Source organism: Pseudoalteromonas rubra (assembly GCF_004212645.1).
GTDB lineage: Bacteria > Pseudomonadota > Gammaproteobacteria > Enterobacterales > Alteromonadaceae > Pseudoalteromonas > Pseudoalteromonas rubra_G.
Window position 1 is genome coordinate 170,852 of record NZ_PPUZ01000031.1, and the last position, 16,217, is coordinate 187,068.

Annotated in this window: 14 protein-coding genes; 11 read left to right on the forward strand and 3 right to left on the reverse strand. The window is 48.1% G+C overall.

The genetic code is table 11. The annotated features are described in order from the left end of the window. The first annotated feature begins 52 nt into the window (after positions 1-52). Together C3B51_RS11540 and C3B51_RS11545 are read left to right on the forward strand one after the other, a co-directional pair. Entirely contained in the window at positions 53-1,855 is a 1,803-nt protein-coding gene (locus C3B51_RS11540; RefSeq protein ID WP_130245139.1) for a DUF885 domain-containing protein, read from the forward strand. Positions 1,856-1,941: 86 nt separating this feature from the next. Continuing rightward, positions 1,942-2,448: a YcgN family cysteine cluster protein gene (locus C3B51_RS11545; protein WP_125718069.1), complete on the forward strand. Its 507-nt coding sequence runs from the start codon at positions 1,942-1,944 to the stop codon at positions 2,446-2,448. Positions 2,449-2,465: 17 nt separating this feature from the next. Here the strand turns inward: C3B51_RS11545 and C3B51_RS11550 are convergent, their stop codons facing one another. After that, positions 2,466-3,551 (reverse strand): MBL fold metallo-hydrolase, encoded by a 1,086-nt coding sequence (locus C3B51_RS11550; RefSeq protein ID WP_130245140.1) that lies wholly within the window; start codon positions 3,549-3,551, stop codon positions 2,466-2,468. A 134-nt stretch (positions 3,552-3,685) separates the two neighbouring features. Between C3B51_RS11550 and C3B51_RS11555 the strand changes: the two genes are divergently transcribed. Further along, positions 3,686-3,952 (forward strand): hypothetical protein, encoded by a 267-nt coding sequence (locus tag C3B51_RS11555; RefSeq protein ID WP_125718065.1) that lies wholly within the window; start codon positions 3,686-3,688, stop codon positions 3,950-3,952. Positions 3,953-4,012: 60 nt separating this feature from the next. Here the strand turns inward: C3B51_RS11555 and C3B51_RS11560 are convergent, their stop codons facing one another. Together C3B51_RS11560 and C3B51_RS11565 are read right to left on the reverse strand one after the other, a co-directional pair. Continuing rightward, positions 4,013-4,957 carry a carbohydrate kinase family protein gene (locus tag C3B51_RS11560; protein ID WP_130245141.1) on the reverse strand — a complete coding sequence of 315 codons (945 nt, stop codon included), beginning with the start codon at positions 4,955-4,957 and terminating at the stop codon, positions 4,013-4,015. Then, positions 4,954-6,147, reverse strand: coding sequence for an AGE family epimerase/isomerase (locus C3B51_RS11565; protein WP_130245142.1), 1,194 nt, complete (start codon positions 6,145-6,147; stop codon positions 4,954-4,956). The genes C3B51_RS11560 and C3B51_RS11565 overlap by 4 nt, the downstream gene beginning before the upstream one ends. A 170-nt stretch (positions 6,148-6,317) precedes the next feature. On the opposite strand from C3B51_RS11565, the gene C3B51_RS11570 reads away from it, so the two are divergent. From C3B51_RS11570 to C3B51_RS11605, 8 genes are all read left to right on the forward strand, one after another. After that, complete coding sequence (locus C3B51_RS11570) at positions 6,318-7,589, forward strand: sugar MFS transporter (RefSeq protein ID WP_125718059.1); 1,272 nt, start codon at positions 6,318-6,320, stop codon at positions 7,587-7,589. A 187-nt stretch (positions 7,590-7,776) separates the two neighbouring features. Beyond that, a complete protein-coding gene (locus C3B51_RS11575; protein WP_130245143.1) occupies positions 7,777-10,128 on the forward strand; it encodes a GH92 family glycosyl hydrolase in 2,352 nt (783 codons plus the stop codon). A gap of 287 nt (positions 10,129-10,415) precedes the next feature. Next, on the forward strand, positions 10,416-12,305 hold the full coding sequence (locus C3B51_RS11580; RefSeq protein ID WP_130245144.1) for a methyl-accepting chemotaxis protein: 1,890 nt from the start codon (positions 10,416-10,418) through the stop codon (positions 12,303-12,305). Between the two features lie 188 nt (positions 12,306-12,493). Then, positions 12,494-13,246: a DUF3450 domain-containing protein gene (locus C3B51_RS11585; protein WP_125718053.1), complete on the forward strand. Its 753-nt coding sequence runs from the start codon at positions 12,494-12,496 to the stop codon at positions 13,244-13,246. 46 nt (positions 13,247-13,292) lie between these two features. Further along, complete coding sequence (locus C3B51_RS11590; RefSeq protein WP_428838745.1) at positions 13,293-14,627, forward strand: MotA/TolQ/ExbB proton channel family protein; 1,335 nt, start codon at positions 13,293-13,295, stop codon at positions 14,625-14,627. A gap of 2 nt (positions 14,628-14,629) precedes the next feature. Further along, positions 14,630-15,157: a MotA/TolQ/ExbB proton channel family protein gene (locus C3B51_RS11595; RefSeq protein ID WP_010381299.1), complete on the forward strand. Its 528-nt coding sequence runs from the start codon at positions 14,630-14,632 to the stop codon at positions 15,155-15,157. A 21-nt stretch (positions 15,158-15,178) separates the two neighbouring features. Further along, positions 15,179-15,589, forward strand: a complete 411-nt coding sequence (locus tag C3B51_RS11600; protein ID WP_010381303.1) for an ExbD/TolR family protein — start codon at positions 15,179-15,181, stop codon at positions 15,587-15,589. A 9-nt stretch (positions 15,590-15,598) separates the two neighbouring features. Further along, positions 15,599-16,204 (forward strand): energy transducer TonB, encoded by a 606-nt coding sequence (locus C3B51_RS11605; RefSeq protein ID WP_046005184.1) that lies wholly within the window; start codon positions 15,599-15,601, stop codon positions 16,202-16,204. The last annotated feature ends 13 nt before the right edge of the window (positions 16,205-16,217 follow it).

A 16,217-nucleotide genomic window follows, 5' to 3' on the forward strand; every position in this document is an offset into this window, starting at 1 on the left:
TTGATGTCTGGCAGACTGCGCTGCGATTTATATAAAGAATAAGGTTACAGACATGATAAGAAAAACCCTGGTAGCGCTCGTTGTTGGTTTGGCACTGACAGGATGTGAAGTGACTTCTGTCAATATGCAGCCCCAGCAGCAGAGTGTGGAACGCAAAGATGCCAACGCTCAGATGATGGCACTTGCGCAGTCTTACTTCGATGAGAGCATTGCGCTCAGCCCGCTATCTGCAACCTTTTTCGGTATGTCTGAGTACAATGACAAGTTCGAACCACCACTCGGAGAAGCCAGCCTTGCACAGTCTCGCGCCTTTACCGACCGTTATCTGGCGCGCCTCGAAGCGCTCGATAGTAGTAAGCTAACCGGCCAGGCTAAACTGTCTTACGACATTCTTCACTATGAACTGCTGCAAAGCAAAGCGGCTGAGCAGTTTGATGATCAGTTTTTGCCGATTGATCAGTTGTATGGCTCACATCATATTTTTGCGTCACTTGGTTCTGGCGAAGGTGCACAGCCGTTTAAAACAGTTGAGGATTACAGCAACTTTCTGAAACGCGCCGACGGCTTTGTGGTCTGGCTGAAATCGGCGCAAACTATGATGACGCAGGGCATTGAGCGTGGGGTAGTGTTACCACGTGCGCTCACCGTGAAGGTCATTCCTCAGTTTAAAACACACGTCGTTGAAAAAGCAGAAGACTCCATATTCTGGGGACCGATTAAAAATTTGCCCGAGACTTTCTCACACGAAGAAAAGCGTCAAATCACCCAGTCCTATAAGCATTATATCGAACGCACTTTGGTTCCGGCGTACCGCGACATGGTAAGCTTTTTGGAAACAATCTACCTGCCTGCGTCCAGAGCCACGGTTGGCTACAGTGCATTGCCTAACGGTGAGGCCTGGTATCAGCATTACATTAAAGAAAATACTACGCTGGACTTGAGCGCAACAGAAATTCACCAGCTGGGTCTGAGCGAAGTACAGCGTATTCGCAATGAAATGAGCAATGTTAAGGAGCAAGTCGGCTTTGAAGGCGATCTCCAGGCATTTTTTGATCACTTACGTGACAGCGAAGAGTTTTATTTTTCTTCAGAGGCTGAATTGATCCAGGCCTATGAAGAGGTGAAAAAGAAAATTGATGCACGCGTGCCTTTGTTATTTGATATTAAACCCAAGGCGGATTATATCGTAAAACCTGTAGAAGCGTTTCGTGCGGCATCGGCGGCCGGGGCATCCTATGAAAGCCCGGCGCCGGATGGTTCTCGTCCCGGTGTTTTCTACATCAATAGTCATAACCTGAAGGCTCAGCCAAAGTTTATTGTTGAGACACTATCAATCCATGAGGCCGCGCCCGGGCACCATTTCCAGCTCGCCTTGCAACAGGAAATTGACGACCTGCCTGATTTTCGTAAGTTTGGCGGCTCGACCGTGTTTGTTGAAGGCTGGGCATTGTATGCAGAAAGTCTGGGTAAAGAGCTGGGTTTGTTCACCGATCCGTATCAATGGTACGGCCGTTTGGCTGATGAGCAGCTAAGAGCAATGCGACTGGTCGTAGATACCGGCTTGCATGCTAAAGGCTGGACGCGTGAGCAGGCGATCGCCTTTATGCTGGATAACTCGTCGATGGCCAAGAGCGATGTGGAAGCCGAAGTTGAGCGCTATATTGCATGGCCAGGCCAGGCGGTATCCTATAAAGTGGGCCAGTTTAAGATCCGCCAACTGCGAGAATACGCCGAACAAAAACTTGGCGCAAAGTTTGATATTCGCGCATTCCATAATCAGGTACTTATTGACGGTGCTTTGCCAATGCCTGTGTTGCAGGACAAGATAGAGCGCTGGGTCGAATCTCAAAAGTAACACCCCACAGATAACAGGCCAGCTTTGCGCTGGTCTGTTTCTTTTAGTACAATCTGCGCCCCTTATCTATGTGGCAGACTGGCGTTATGAGCACAACTCCTTTTTGGATTGAAAAATCACTTGAAGAAATGAACCAACAGGAGTGGGAAGCTATCTGTGACGGCTGTGGTAAATGTTGTCTGCACTCCTTTATAGATTCAGACGAAGATGAGGAAGAACAATTTAGTAGCACCGACGTACTGCGTGAGGGCGAAGAATTGTTGTATACCGACGTGGTGTGTCAATACAGCGACGCAAACACCTGTGCCTGCACCCGATATTCGGAGCGCCAAACACTGGTGCCATCGTGCGTCCAGCTCACCAAGGACAACCTCAAAGACATCTTTTTTATGCCGCAATCTTGCAGTTATCGCCGCTTACATGAAGGCCGTGGACTGGCCAGCTGGCACCCGTTACGTCATGAAGGCTCTAAGCAGCCTATGCATGACGCCGGGATCAGTATTCTGGGTAAGGCCGTCAGCGAACAGGATGTCGATCTCGAGAACGACTTTGAAGATCACATTGTCACCTGGCCTGAACATGATGTTGATTGATACCAGACGGCTTAAACTCAGAAGGTGACGCTCTCTCCTTCGTTAAGTACGTAAATGGGTCGCTGGGGTGCCAGTGTTTGTTTAACATGAAGCAGCCTAAACAGCGCTGAATGCGACGTTAAATCGCCCATTTTCCAGCTCATATTGCCATATCCCCACGGCACTACTTGCTGACAGTTAAGGTCTTCGGCCGCCACCAGCATGTCTTCAGGTGTGAGGTGAACATTGCGATACCAGTTGCCATACTCCTCATGGTGATAAGAGGCGATGGGCAGCAGGCAAACGTCAATATCGCCGTACTTCTGTTGTATGTCTTTGAAGTGGGGGGAGTAACCCGTATCACCCGCATAAAATAAGGTCTTGCCCTGGTACTCAAATATCCAGCCACCCCAAAGCGTCGCGTCATTGTCTTCTGTTAAGTAGGGGACAACGATCCGGCTGCTGAAATGATGAGCCGGTACAAAATGAATGTTAAGCTGTTCTTGTTGTGCGCTGGCATACCAGGCCATTTCATTGATCTTATAGCCGCCGCTGGCAAAGTAGTCGGCAAACCCCAGCGGCGTATAATAAGTTGGCTCGGTGCCTAAGGTATCGATATCTGCTTTATTGAAATGGTCGTAGTGTATATGTGAATACACGACCGAGGTTAGCTTGTTGAGCTCCTGATCTGCGGGCCACAGAGGCTCAGTCCGATAAAAGCCGCCGGTCCATTTAAAACCCAGGTCAACCGGCCAGTCAAACTGCTCACTTACCGGGTCAACCAGCACTTGCTGTCCGTCAGGCATGGTAAGCAAAAAGCTAGCGTGGCCAAGCCATTTTACGTTAAAGCCCAGTGAGCTGTTGATGTCGGGGCGCTCGCCTATGTAACGACATTGCTCCATGTTTTCGCGGCATTCAATTAATGGCGTAGGCGGGTAACAGTCCTGTTCACAAGTGTAAGGGTAGTGCTCAGGCTGTTTATAGAGGTTGGCAAAACGGTCTGTGTAGCCCTGAGATGTTTTGTATTTTACCACCGTCTGGTCTGACTGAGTCACTTCAACCTGATTGGCCGTGCAGGCACTCAGGCAAGTGACGAAAGGCAGAGCGAGATAAGGTTTGTTCATAAAACGCGTCTTTTCTTATTCTTTTACTGTGTTAGGCTTAGCTTAGCATAAGTGTTTAGCATTAAATCAAATACTTAGATGTAAGCAGGTGTTACTACACCAGTATTTTGATTGTTTATTTGAGAGAGTAAAGGATGGACAGAGTTGCCCCTGAAACCTGGTATGCCGTTGGGTTCTTCTTTTTGCTGATCCTGGGTCCTTTTACAATAGGGTGGGGCGTAATGAAGGCTTACCGCCGTTATCGGCCAAAAACGTCACCAGCCCAGGATGAGAGCTCAGTGTCTGTGGTGTCGCAACTCAGTGCACAGCGGGATGGTTTTTTTAAACTTTATCTGCTTGGTCTGGCGATTTGCTCGCCCGGGTTTTACTACATTTACGTTGAATATTTGGCGCATATTTAAAGGCGCGTTATCTGTGGGCTTGCTGAAAAGGCGCATCCATGCACCCGCTCTCACAGCCTGTTAAGCAATATCCTCGTAACTCGGCAAGGAATCAAATGCACCGTAGCGTGTTACGGCAAAAGCGCCGCAGCGACTGGCGTATTCTATGGCGCGATATACGCTGTCTCGGTCGGCCAATATGGTGTCGATAGGCAAGTCTGAACGGATAAAGGTTGCCAGTAATCCGCCTACAAACGCATCTCCCGCAGCGGTTGTATCTACCGCGGTTACATCGGGTACTTGCACCTCGCCCTGATAAGTCTGCCCATAAAAGCGAACAGCTTGCCTGCCATCGGTGATGATCAGCAGCTTTACATTGGCTGCCATGATGGCGTCGAGGGTATGGGACTGAGGCTGACCTGGATGACTTTGCTCATTCAAAAATACCAGTTCCTCGTGTGACAGCTTAACAATGTCTGAGAGGGAAATGACATGCCAAATGCGCTTTGAGCAATGTGTCATGGATGTCCAGAGGTTTTCTCTCAGGTTCATATCAAAGCTGGTATTCATACCCTGAGCGCGTGCCTGAGTTAAAGCATGGACGGTTGTTTTATAGATGTTGGTTTCGGTCAGGCTATTGCTGCACACATGTATCAATGTATGCGTATCAAACATGCTGGGATCAAAGTCGTCAGCACGAAACAGCAGATCAGCCGCAGGGGGGCGATAAAAACTAAAACTTCGTTCGCCGTTTGCATCTAAAGATACGAACGCCAGCGCCGTTTTGGCTTTATCTGTCGTGCTTACGTAATCACAATTAACCCCATGGGATTGCAATTCTTGTTTTATAAAGCGGCCGAACATGTCATCGCCGACCATGCCGCAAAAACTCGCTGCAATACCCTGACGCGCGGCGGCAACGGCAACATTGGCCGGTGCGCCACCTGCGTATTTAGTAAAAGACTCAGGCGTTTTTCCATCTGACAGGAAATCTATCAGGGCTTCTCCAAAACAAACCAGGCTCATAATGCCTCCTGTGCTAGTTGCTGGGCTCTGAGTACTTCGTAGCAGGCGCCCATTGTATGATAATCGGTTTTCCCGGCAGGGCTTTTTTCGTTGCTGTATGGCTGGTTTCGTTTATCTAAAATGCGGTACCAGGCACCATGTTCATGATCTATCATATGATCCCAGCAATACTGCCATATTTTGTCATACCACTGCCAGTAACGGTTTTCACCCGTTGTGAGTGCCAGTAGCGCCGCTGCGGCAAAACTCTCTGCCTGAACCCAGAAGTACTTATCTGAATCGCAAATGCTGTTATCCGGCGCGAAGCCATAACATATTCCGCCATGCGCCTCATCCCAGGCGGTTTCAAGCGCTGTATCAAACAGGAAGCGGGCGCGTTCGATCATCCAGTTTTGTGGTTTGTGCCGATACAGGATCAGCAACAGCTTACTCCACTCAGTTTGATGACCTGGTTGAAAGCCCCATGGGCGAAACAGGTGTTTGGGGTTATCCTGGTTATAGTGCCAGTCAATCTGCCAGTTATCGCTATAGTGCTCCCAGACAAGGCCGTTGGCTAATTCAGCCTGTTGTACCGTCATGGTAAAGGCAAGCGCATGTGCGCGTTCAAGGAATTTATTATCCTGCGTGGCTTCAAAACACATGAGTAATGCTTCGCACATATGCATATTGGCGTTTTGCCCCCGGTAAGGATCAGCGACACTAAAATCACCATTGTACTCATCCAGGTATAGCTGATAGTCACTTTGGTAGTATTTGTCTTCCAGTAAGCGCCATACCGACTCTATGGTCTCAGCTGCTGAATCAACACCGGCCTTAAGCGCAATCGCGTTGGCCAGCAGGACAAACGCAAGGCCGTAACAATGGTTGGTATTGTCTTCAACCTGATTTTTACTGATAACCCACGCGTAGCCACCATTGGGTTGTTTGTGTCTTTGCTCAAGAAAGTCCAGACCATGGTGAACCAGTTCGAGGTATTCAGGCTTACGCGTTTGCAAATAAGCCATCGCATAATTGAACACAAACCGGGTACTTGATACCAGATGGCGATGATCCTGGTTGTAAACAGTGCCGTCATCCAGAAAATAGTGGAAGAAACCGCCGTCAGAATCAACACATCGTGGATGGTAAAAGCCCATGGTGTGGTTGATATGTTTAAGTAAAAAGTCATCGTTTCTGAAGTTTATAGACATAACCTATCCAGTGTGTCGTCATTTAGCCTGAGTATCTTTACCCGGCAATACCTGCATTTAATCTTACTCTAGCATCATCAAAATTAAATTGGAACGGTCCAATAAAACATTTGTGATTTTTCTGTAACAGTGTGTAGAATCACTGAATCCTTTAACACGGAGTAATCCAAGTGAGCGAAATTAACACTAACCAAAGTTATGTAGCCAGTGGAGATGCAAAAAACAACAACTATTTGTTGCCACTGACCGCCATGACCACCCTGTTTTTTTTATGGGGCTTTATTACCGTACTGAACGATGTACTGATCCCGCGCCTGAAAGCGGTGTTTGACCTCAGTTACACCGAAGCTATGCTGATCCAGTTTTGCTTTTTTAGCGCCTATTTTATCGTTTCTTTACCCGCCGGCGCATTCCTCAAGCGCTTTGGTTACAAAAACGGTGTTCTGACTGGCCTGGTTGTGGCAGCAGCAGGATGCATGCTGTTTTATCCGGCCGTGGTGGTCCATGAGTACTGGATATTCCTGAGCGCGCTGTTTGTACTGGCGTCAGGTATTACGGTTCTACAAGTATCTGCAAACCCCTATGTTGCAGCACTGGGTCCAGAGAAAACCGCCTCAAGCCGATTGAATCTGGCGCAGGCACTAAACTCATTGGGCACAACTGTTGGACCGGCGGTGGGCGGCATGTTGTTATTTGGTGCCGGTGCCAGTATGGCAACTGACGCAACAGCAGACTCCGTTAAAGTCCCTTACCTGATACTTGCCGGTGCCTTGCTGCTGATTGCCGCGGTATTTGCGTTTTTAAAGCTGCCGACCATCGAAGCACATACAGAAGAAGGGGATTGCAAAGCCCGTGGTCACAAGTTGACCGAAGCTCCGCATCTGGTGATGGGTGTTGCGGCTATCTTTTGTTATGTAGGCGCAGAAGTTGCGATTGGCAGCTTCCTGGTTAACTATTTTGCCGATCCGTCAATTGCCGGAATGGAAGAGCATACCGCAGCCAAATACATTTCATATTACTGGGGTGGTGCTATGGTAGGGCGGTTTATTGGCTCTGCGGCACTACAAAAGATTGCTCCGTCAAAAGCGCTGATGTTCAATGCCATTGCCATTATTGCACTGTTGCTTCTGACGATGTCTACAGATGGCAAACTGGCTATGTTCGCGGTACTTGCTGTAGGCCTGTTCAATTCAATCATGTTCCCGACCATTTTCTCAATCGCCATTGAAGGACTGGGCTCTTTAACCAGTAAAGGGTCTGGCTGGTTATGTCTGGCAATTGTGGGTGGTGCACTGGTACCGCTGGCACAGGGTCTGGTTGCAGACAGTGCGGGGATCCAGATTAGCTTTATTGTTCCTATGGTCTGTTATGTCTTTATCGCCTGGTATGGACTGAATGTGGTGTCTCTGTACAAGCAGTGGCAGCAAAAAGTCGATAGCTAAACGCGCTTTTATCAAGCCGGCCTCAGCGCCGGCTTTTTTATGTCCGGTTAACCCCATTAACCTCGCAGCTTTGTAACTCGCTAACTATTTCTTATCCTGTTGCTATTGAATACGTATTCATTTGCAGTGTACTATAGAATCGATTGGAACGGTCCAAATAATAACAATAGGTATAGAGGAGAGATGCATGTATCGCATCATATCGGTAGCAACCCTGGCTACTATAATATCTGTCTCGTCGCTGGGGGAGGCTAACGCGTCAAACACTCAGTGGGTCGACCCATTTATAGGCACTGGCGGTGACGGCCACACCTTCCCGGGGGCTGTGGTACCCTTTGGCATGGTCCAGCTGAGCCCGGATACCGATAACCCCATGCGCGGCGTATCACCACAACCAGAGATCTATAAGCGCTGTGCAGGCTATCATTATGACGATACCACCATAGTCGGTTTTTCTCATACACACTTTTCCGGCACCGGACACTCTGATCTTGGCGATCTGCTGATCATGCCCATCAGCGGGGAAGTTAAAACCAATCCGGGCACGGCAAAAGATCCCGACTCTGGTTATCGCTCGCGATTCTCGCACGATCAGGAATGGGCCGAAGCTGGCTACTATGGAGTAGAGCTACAAGACTACAATATCAAGGCCGAGCTCACAGCCAGTCCGCGTGTAGGCATGCATCAGTATACATTTAAAAATGGTGGCGAAGGTCATGTGCTGTTTGATCTGACCAGCGCGATTTACAACTTTGAAAACAAAGTCATCTGGAGTGATATCCGCAAAATAAACGACACTACGCTGCTTGCATACCGGGCAACCAATGGCTGGGCACGTAATCGTCAAATGTACTTTGCCATTGAATTTTCGCAGCCAATCGACAGTTACCGTTTTATCAACGAAGATAACATGCGCTATCGTTGCATGGGTTGTCTGGGTAAAGAAAAACACTCAACCATAGAAAACAAAGCCGTAAAAATGAGTGCAGGTAAGGCGATAAAGTTTGTAGCCAGTTTTGACAATGTTGAAAACAAGCCTCTCCAAGTTAAGGTTGCCTTGTCTGCCGTTAGCCGCAGTAACGCATTGGAAAACCTGCACGCGGAAATACCACACTGGGACTTTAATAAGGTACGCGAAGCGGCAAGCTCCCAGTGGGCATCTTACCTGGACAAAGTAGATGTTGAAGGCACTCGCTCCGAAAAGCGTCAGTTTTACACGGCGCTGTATCATGCCTTGCAGGCGCCCAGTTTATATCAGGACGTCAATGGGCAATATCGCGGTGTTGATGGTGAAATTCACGATGGTAAAGGCTTTGAGCATTATACCTTGTACTCGCTGTGGGACACTTACCGGGCGCTGCATCCGTTACTGACCTATATCGACCCCGACAGAGTGTCGGGCATGATCCAGTCTATGTTGGTGCACTATCAGCAAAGTTACGAAAAGATGTTACCCATCTGGTCGTTCCATGCGCACGAGACCTGGACCATGATAGGCTATCACGCCGTCTCTGTGATAGCGGATGCCTATCTTAAAGGGATCCGAGATTACGACCTTGACCTGGCTGTAGAAGCCATCATTAATACGGCCAATAACCCGGTGTACGATGCGATCCCTGAATATAAGCAATTCGGTTATGTCCCAATGGATGTGTTACCAGAGTCTGTGTCTATCACGCTTGAATACGCCTACGATGATTTTGCCATTGCCAGAATGTTCGAGGCGATGGGTAAAAGTGAGCTGGCTAAGCAGTATTATGCCCGTGCAATGAGTTATAAGAATGTCTTTGACCCGCAAAGTGGCTTTATGCGCGGTCGTGACAGCCAGGGACGTTGGGATCCAGACTTTAACCCGTTTAAGGCTAAATACATGGGGCCTTTCACCGAAGGTAATGCCATGCAATACAGTTTTTATGTCCCGCAAGATGTTGCCGGCCTCATTACCTTAATGGGCGGAGATGAGGCATTCACTCAGCGTCTCGATGATTTGTTTGATACGCCTTTATCCCATGAAATGATCAAAGAGCATGAAGACATCGCCGGTTTGATAGGTAACTATGCCCATGGTAATGAACCCAGTCACCATATTGCATATTTGTATAACTACGCCGGTAAACCGTGGAAAACCCAGCAACGCATTCGCCAGATTATGGATACCTTGAGCTCGGATAAACCCGACGGCCTGGCAGGTAATGACGACGTAGGGCAAATGTCTGCCTGGTATATCTTCTCTGCGATGGGTTTTTATCCGGTAGCCCCTGGTGACCTGGCGTATGCCATTGGCGCGCCACAAACGCCCAAGGTTACGTTGAAATTGGCAAATGGTAAGCAGTTTACAACCACTGCGGTTGGTTTGAGCGATGCAAACAAATATATCCAGTCGGTTACTTTGAATGGCAAGGTCCTTGAGCGCAGTTATCTGACTCATGACGACATTATGTCGGGCGGGGAGCTGAGGTATGTGATGGGCGATAAACCAAATAAGAATTGGGGCAAGGCCTTTAAAGCAAGGCCGCCGGCTTTGTCTGAGTACCAGTAGCAGGCTCCGTATATAATGTTAACGACCAAAAGCCAGGCTGAGCTGAACGAAGATTGAGTTAGATACAGCTTGCGGTGATCATTGTGTGTAAAACAAAGGTGGGAATTATCCCGCCTTTTTTCTTTTTAACGTTGACACTTGTCCAATAACTATTCAGTTAAAAAATAAATCGTGAAAACAAGTGTATAATTGGCTTAAGACCGCAAAAGTTTCGCCGATAAGGTAAGACAAACTCGTTAAGATTTGGTAAAACAAATTTGTATTAGCAGAATTAAGACAGGATCCCCATGTTTAGTGCGCTCAAATTTACAACTAAAATAACACTGGCCGCTTCATTGGTGCTGGTGATCGTGCTTTCCCTTTTCACCGTGAATAATTTTATTCTGATGCGCTCGCAAACTCAGGCTCAGCTGACCCTGGTATTGCAGGAAATCTCTGAGTCGGTGTCGCAGAATATAGCTAACTGGCTAAACGACAGGCTGGATATTGTCAGCTCCGTCGCCAGCGGCCATCGAACGAGCGATGCCACGGCGGATATTTTACGTCGAGTACAAACGGCTCATGAGGCTGGGCATTTTAAGAATACCTTTATTGGCACGCCCGACGGCCAGTTTGTTCTTAACGATACCAGTGTCGTATTGCCCAGTGATTTTGATGCCACCCAGAGACCCTGGTATAAACTCGCTGAGCGAAAACGCGATACTGCGTTTACTACGCCCTATATTGATGTCACCAGTAACGAACTGACCATCACCGCAGTTGTTCCTATCATGATGAACGGTCGTTTCTCTGGCGTTGCTGGTGGTGACATAGACATGGCGACCATTACAGACATAGTCAACGAAATTGATTTTCTGGGTTACGGTTATGGCTTTTTACTGGATGCAGAGGGCCGGATCCTGAGCCACCCAAATACCGGGCTCAACGATAAACCTATGTCAGACTTGTTCGGTACTAAACTGCCGCTGTCCGAGTCATTCGCTGACCTGACGATAGACGGTAAAGAAAAACTGGTGTCTTTTGTCAAAATGCGCGGTATAAAAAATGTCGACTGGTACCTAGGGGTAGTGATCGACAAAGAGATTGCTTACAGCTCAGTGGCTTCTTTCCGTAATATGGCCCTGATCTACATGCTGGTGGGTGTTGTGGTGATTGTAGTGATGTTACAGCTGCTACTGAAATACCTGATGCGGCCAATGGTTCATTTGAACGAGGCAATTAAAGACATCGCCCAGGGAGAAGGTGATTTAACACGCAGACTGGAAGTTGAAAACAACGATGAGTTTGGTGAGCTGTCTAATTACTTCAACCTGTTTGTAGACAAAATTCACGAGAGTATTTCTAAGGTCAAGGAAACCACGCTGGCGCTGGAGCAGGTTATGGCCGGGCTGCAATCGCAAACCCAGGGTGCCCTGGACATTTATACCGAACAAACCAAACGTACCGACAGTGTCGCAACCGCCATTAACGAGCTGTCATCCAGCGCGGTTGAGATTTCAAATAATGCCAAGCACGCCTCGGAATTGGCGACGGAGGCAAACAGCTTGTCCAGCCAGGGCCAGGTTGCTCTGAATGCCAATATCGAAGAGATAGGCTCTTTGAGTGCTAAGATGCAGGAAGCCCAGTCAACAATCGATGGTCTGGATAAACTGACCTCAAGTATTGGCCAGGTGCTTGAAGTGATTAAAGGGGTCAGTGAGCAAACTAATCTGCTGGCGCTCAATGCGGCAATCGAAGCGGCGCGCGCCGGTGAGGCCGGACGCGGGTTCGCCGTGGTGGCCGATGAGGTGAGACAGCTTGCCCAGCGTACACAGGAATCGACCCAGGAAATTGAAAACACCATTGGCGAATTGCAACAGGGATCTGCATCCGCCGTTGCGGTGATGAAGTCGAGCATCGACGATTCCAGTAACAGTGCGCAGCAGGCTCAGTCCGCTGGGACTAAAATGCAGGAAGTGACACATGCAATCGACTCTATCGACGGTGTAAACCATGCCGTGGCCAGTGCAACGCAGGAACAAAATGCGGTGATCCAGTCGCTCGACAGTGACATTCATGGGATCAGTGATCTGTGTGTCGAGGGCAGTGACAGCCTGACTAAAACACTGGAAGAATGCCAGACACTAAAATTGCAATTTGATGAACTAGAACATATGCTCGCCAAGTTCAAGGTCTAACCCTTTCTAAGGCTGCGTCTATGCAGCCTTTTTTATTTATTGCACAAGACTAAATAAACCTCCTTCATGAATCATATATGACAGCTGTAACCTAACTGTATTTTTAGCGCAACATGGATGTCATTTAGGCACATTAGACTGCACGCAATTCCAATATAGCAACAAGCAAATATTAAAAGGTGTATGCGATGAAGTGCGTTAACCACTTGCTATTAGCAGGTATGGTCGCAGTAGCGGCTAATGCTCAGGCAAACGATCTGGATAAGGTCATTGATTCAAGTTCGGCGATTAACCAGTCCGCTTTGCAATCTCAAAACAAAATCAACTCAATTGCAGACGATATGCAGTCACGTCTGCAAAAGTTCAGAACCCTGAATAAAGAAATCGATGGCTTGGTTGTTTACAACAGCCAGCTGGATAAGCAGATCAAAAATCAATTAGAAGAAATGGCTGCTATCAATGCATCGATGGATCAGGTATCGGTTATCGAGCGTCAAATCACGCCGCTGATGATGCGCATGATCACCGGTCTTGAGCAATTCGTTGCCCTGGATGTGCCATTTCTTAAAAATGAACGCGCCGAGCGTATCGCAAAGCTACAGGCCATGATGGACCGCGCTGATGTGTCTTCCAGTGAAAAATTCCGCCGTGTTTTAGAAGCCTATCAGGTAGAGGTTGAATACGGTCGCACTATCGAAGCTTACTCCACACTGCTCACCGTTGATGGTCAGGAGCGCGAAGTCGATATGCTACGTATCGGACGTCTTGAACTGCTTTACGTAACTAAAGATGGCAGCAAAGCAGGTAGCTGGAACAAAGAGAGCAAGTCTTTCACTGCACTGCCAGACACCAACATCAGTCAAATCAACAAGGGTATCCGTATTGCCCGTAAGCAACTTGCCCCGGATATGTTAACTCTGCCAATTCAGGCTGCAGAATAAGAGGTATACAATGAACTTTTTTAAATCTTTCAGCCTAAAAACGGTTATGGCAGCGACACTGGCATTGTCGAGCTCAGCATTTGCAGCCGAGCAAGCAATGGACCTGGATACCCTGTTAAAACAACTTGAGCAAGGTCAAACAGCCCAGAACGCGCAAAACGCACAACGCGAAGCGCAGTTTAAGGCACAACAGAGCGAACAGGTTCGCATGCTGCGCGAACTGACTGCAAACCGTGACGGAGAGCTAAACCGTTCAGAGCGCCTGGAAACACAGTTTGAAGAAAATGAAATTAAACTTGGTAACCTGAGCGATACGCTGTCTAAGCGCATGGGTTCACTAAAAGAGCTATTCGGTGTGCTGCAACAGGTTGCCGGAGACTCAAGTAACAAATTCCGCACGTCTGTGGTCTCTGCCGAAATTCCAAACCGCAGCGCGTTTATGGATGATATGGCGCAGCGCATGGGTTCAAGCACTAAGCTTGCGTCTATCGAAGACATTGAAAAAGTCTGGGTTGAGTTACAACGCGAAATGACTGAGCAGGGTAAAGTCTCTCGCTATACTTCAGATGTAATTGTTGCCGGTGGTGCCAAAGAGCAAAAAGAAGTTTTGCGTGTTGGTGCGTTTAACCTGATTGCTGATGGTAAATACCTGTCTTACAACCCGGAAACTAACACATTGTCTGAGCTGACGCGTCAGCCTACTGCACGCTTCACCCAAAGTGCAGCTGACCTTCAGTCTGCGCAATCAGGTATTGTCGACTTTGCACTTGACCCAACAGGCGGCTCAATTCTGGGTCTGTTGGTTCAGGCACCAAACACCAAAGAGCAGGTTGAGCAAGGTGGTGCCGTAGGTTATGTCATCCTGGGCGTAGGTTTGCTTGCACTGTTAATTGCCATCGAGCGCTTTATTTCTCTGATGATTATGGGTGCTAAGATCAACCGTCAGCTAAAAGACTCTGTTGCACGTGAAGACAATCCGCTGGGTCGTGTGATGAAAGTTAAAGAGCAATACCCGGATGTGGCGTATGACACACTTGAGCTTAAGTTAAGTGAAGCAATCCTGCGTGAGATGCCAAAAATTACCCGTAACCTGACTCTGATTAAGATTATTTCAGTAGTTGCCCCGTTGCTTGGTCTACTGGGTACGGTAACCGGTATGATCAATACCTTCCAGGCAATTACACTGTTTGGTACAGGTGACCCGAAACTCATGGCAGGTGGTATTTCTACTGCTCTTGTTACGACAGTGCTGGGTCTGGTGGTTGCTATCCCAACCGTGTTCCTATACACCCTGCTTAACACACGCTCTCGTAACTTGCTGCTTATCTTGCAAGAGCAAAGCGCCGGCATCATCGCTGAACGCAGCGAGAAAGGAGCGTAATTGTGGTTCTTTTAGTAGATGCAATTAATGCGCTACGTGAGTTCCTAGATACAGGTGGCCAGGTTCTCCTGGTCATCGGACTGGTCACATTTCTGATGTGGTTGTTGATCCTCGAGCGCTTTATGTTTGTGTTCGGCAAGTTCAGAACGTATCGCAAAGATCTGCTGAACAGCTGGAGCAGCCGAGAGGAAAGAAACAGCTGGAATGCAGAGCAGATCCGCCAGGCCATGATCTCACGAGCCGGTATTCAGCTTAACAGTAACTTACCTTATATCAATGTGATGGTTGCCCTGTGTCCTCTACTGGGTCTGCTCGGTACAGTGACCGGCATGATAGAAGTATTTAATGTCATGGCAATTACAGGTTCCGGCAGTGCCCGTTCTATGGCAGCCGGTGTATCCAAGGCAACCATTCCGACTATGGCTGGTATGGTTGGCGCGCTGTCCGGGGTGTTTGCCTCGACCTTTTTGCAACGCAAAGCAAAGCGCGAAGTAGAACTGTTGGAAGACAAGCTGTTGCTTGACCACTAGAAAAGAATTTGAGGAAACAAAATGAGAGCTCCACTAGCAAAGGTTTTTCAGGAAGAAGAAGCCGAAGAAATTAACATGACGCCCATGCTGGACGTTGTATTTATCATGCTTATCTTCTTTATCGTTACTGCGTCTTTCGTCAAAGAAGCGGGTATTGATGTTAACCGCCCGGAAGCAGCGACAGCCGTGAAAAAGCAGCGTGCCAATATCCTGGTTGCCATTTCAGACAAGGGTGAAATCTGGATCAACAAACGCCAGGTAGATATCCGCGCGGTACAGGCCAATATCGAGCGCCTGAAAGCGGAAAATCCACAAGGCAGCGTGGTTATTCAGGCAGATAAAAAAGCAACTACAGATACCCTAATCAAGGTAATGGATGCATCTCGTGCAGCAGGCGCGTTTGATGTCTCGATTGCAGCACAGGAATCATAGGATTAGAAAATGCGTTACTTACTAGCACTCGTTATTGCAGGTATTGTGACTTTTTTCTTGTTTCTCGGTATGCAAGCACTTATCACAGGCGGCGAAGGCAAAATGGAAGAGCCCGTCAAAGGCAATGTACTTGACTTTGTTCGCCTGAAAAAAGAAGAAACAGTTCAGAAAAAAGAGCGCAAGCCACAAAAACCACCAACGCCAAAAGAGCCGCCTCCACCTATGGATGCGCCTCAGATGCAAAGTAATAACCTCGATGCTGCAGGCGCTGATTTTAACTTTAGCGCAGACGTTGCAGCCGATGTAGATCTTGCCGGTGGACTGGCACTCGAATCCAGTGATGGTGAATATCTACCAATCGTTAAGGTTGCGCCAGTCTATCCCAGACGTGCGCTGTCACGTGGTATCGAAGGATATGTGATCGTTGAGTTTATCGTGACGAAGCAAGGCACGGTAAGAGATCCGGTTGTCGTGAAAGCTGAGCCGGAGAATATTTTTGAGCGTGCGGCAATGGATGCGGCTTTGAAATTTAAGTACAAGCCTCGTGTTGTGAACGGTGAAGCGGTAGAAGTAGCCGGTGTTCAGAACAAGATCTCATTCCAGATCAATGGCTAACAGACAAAGGTGC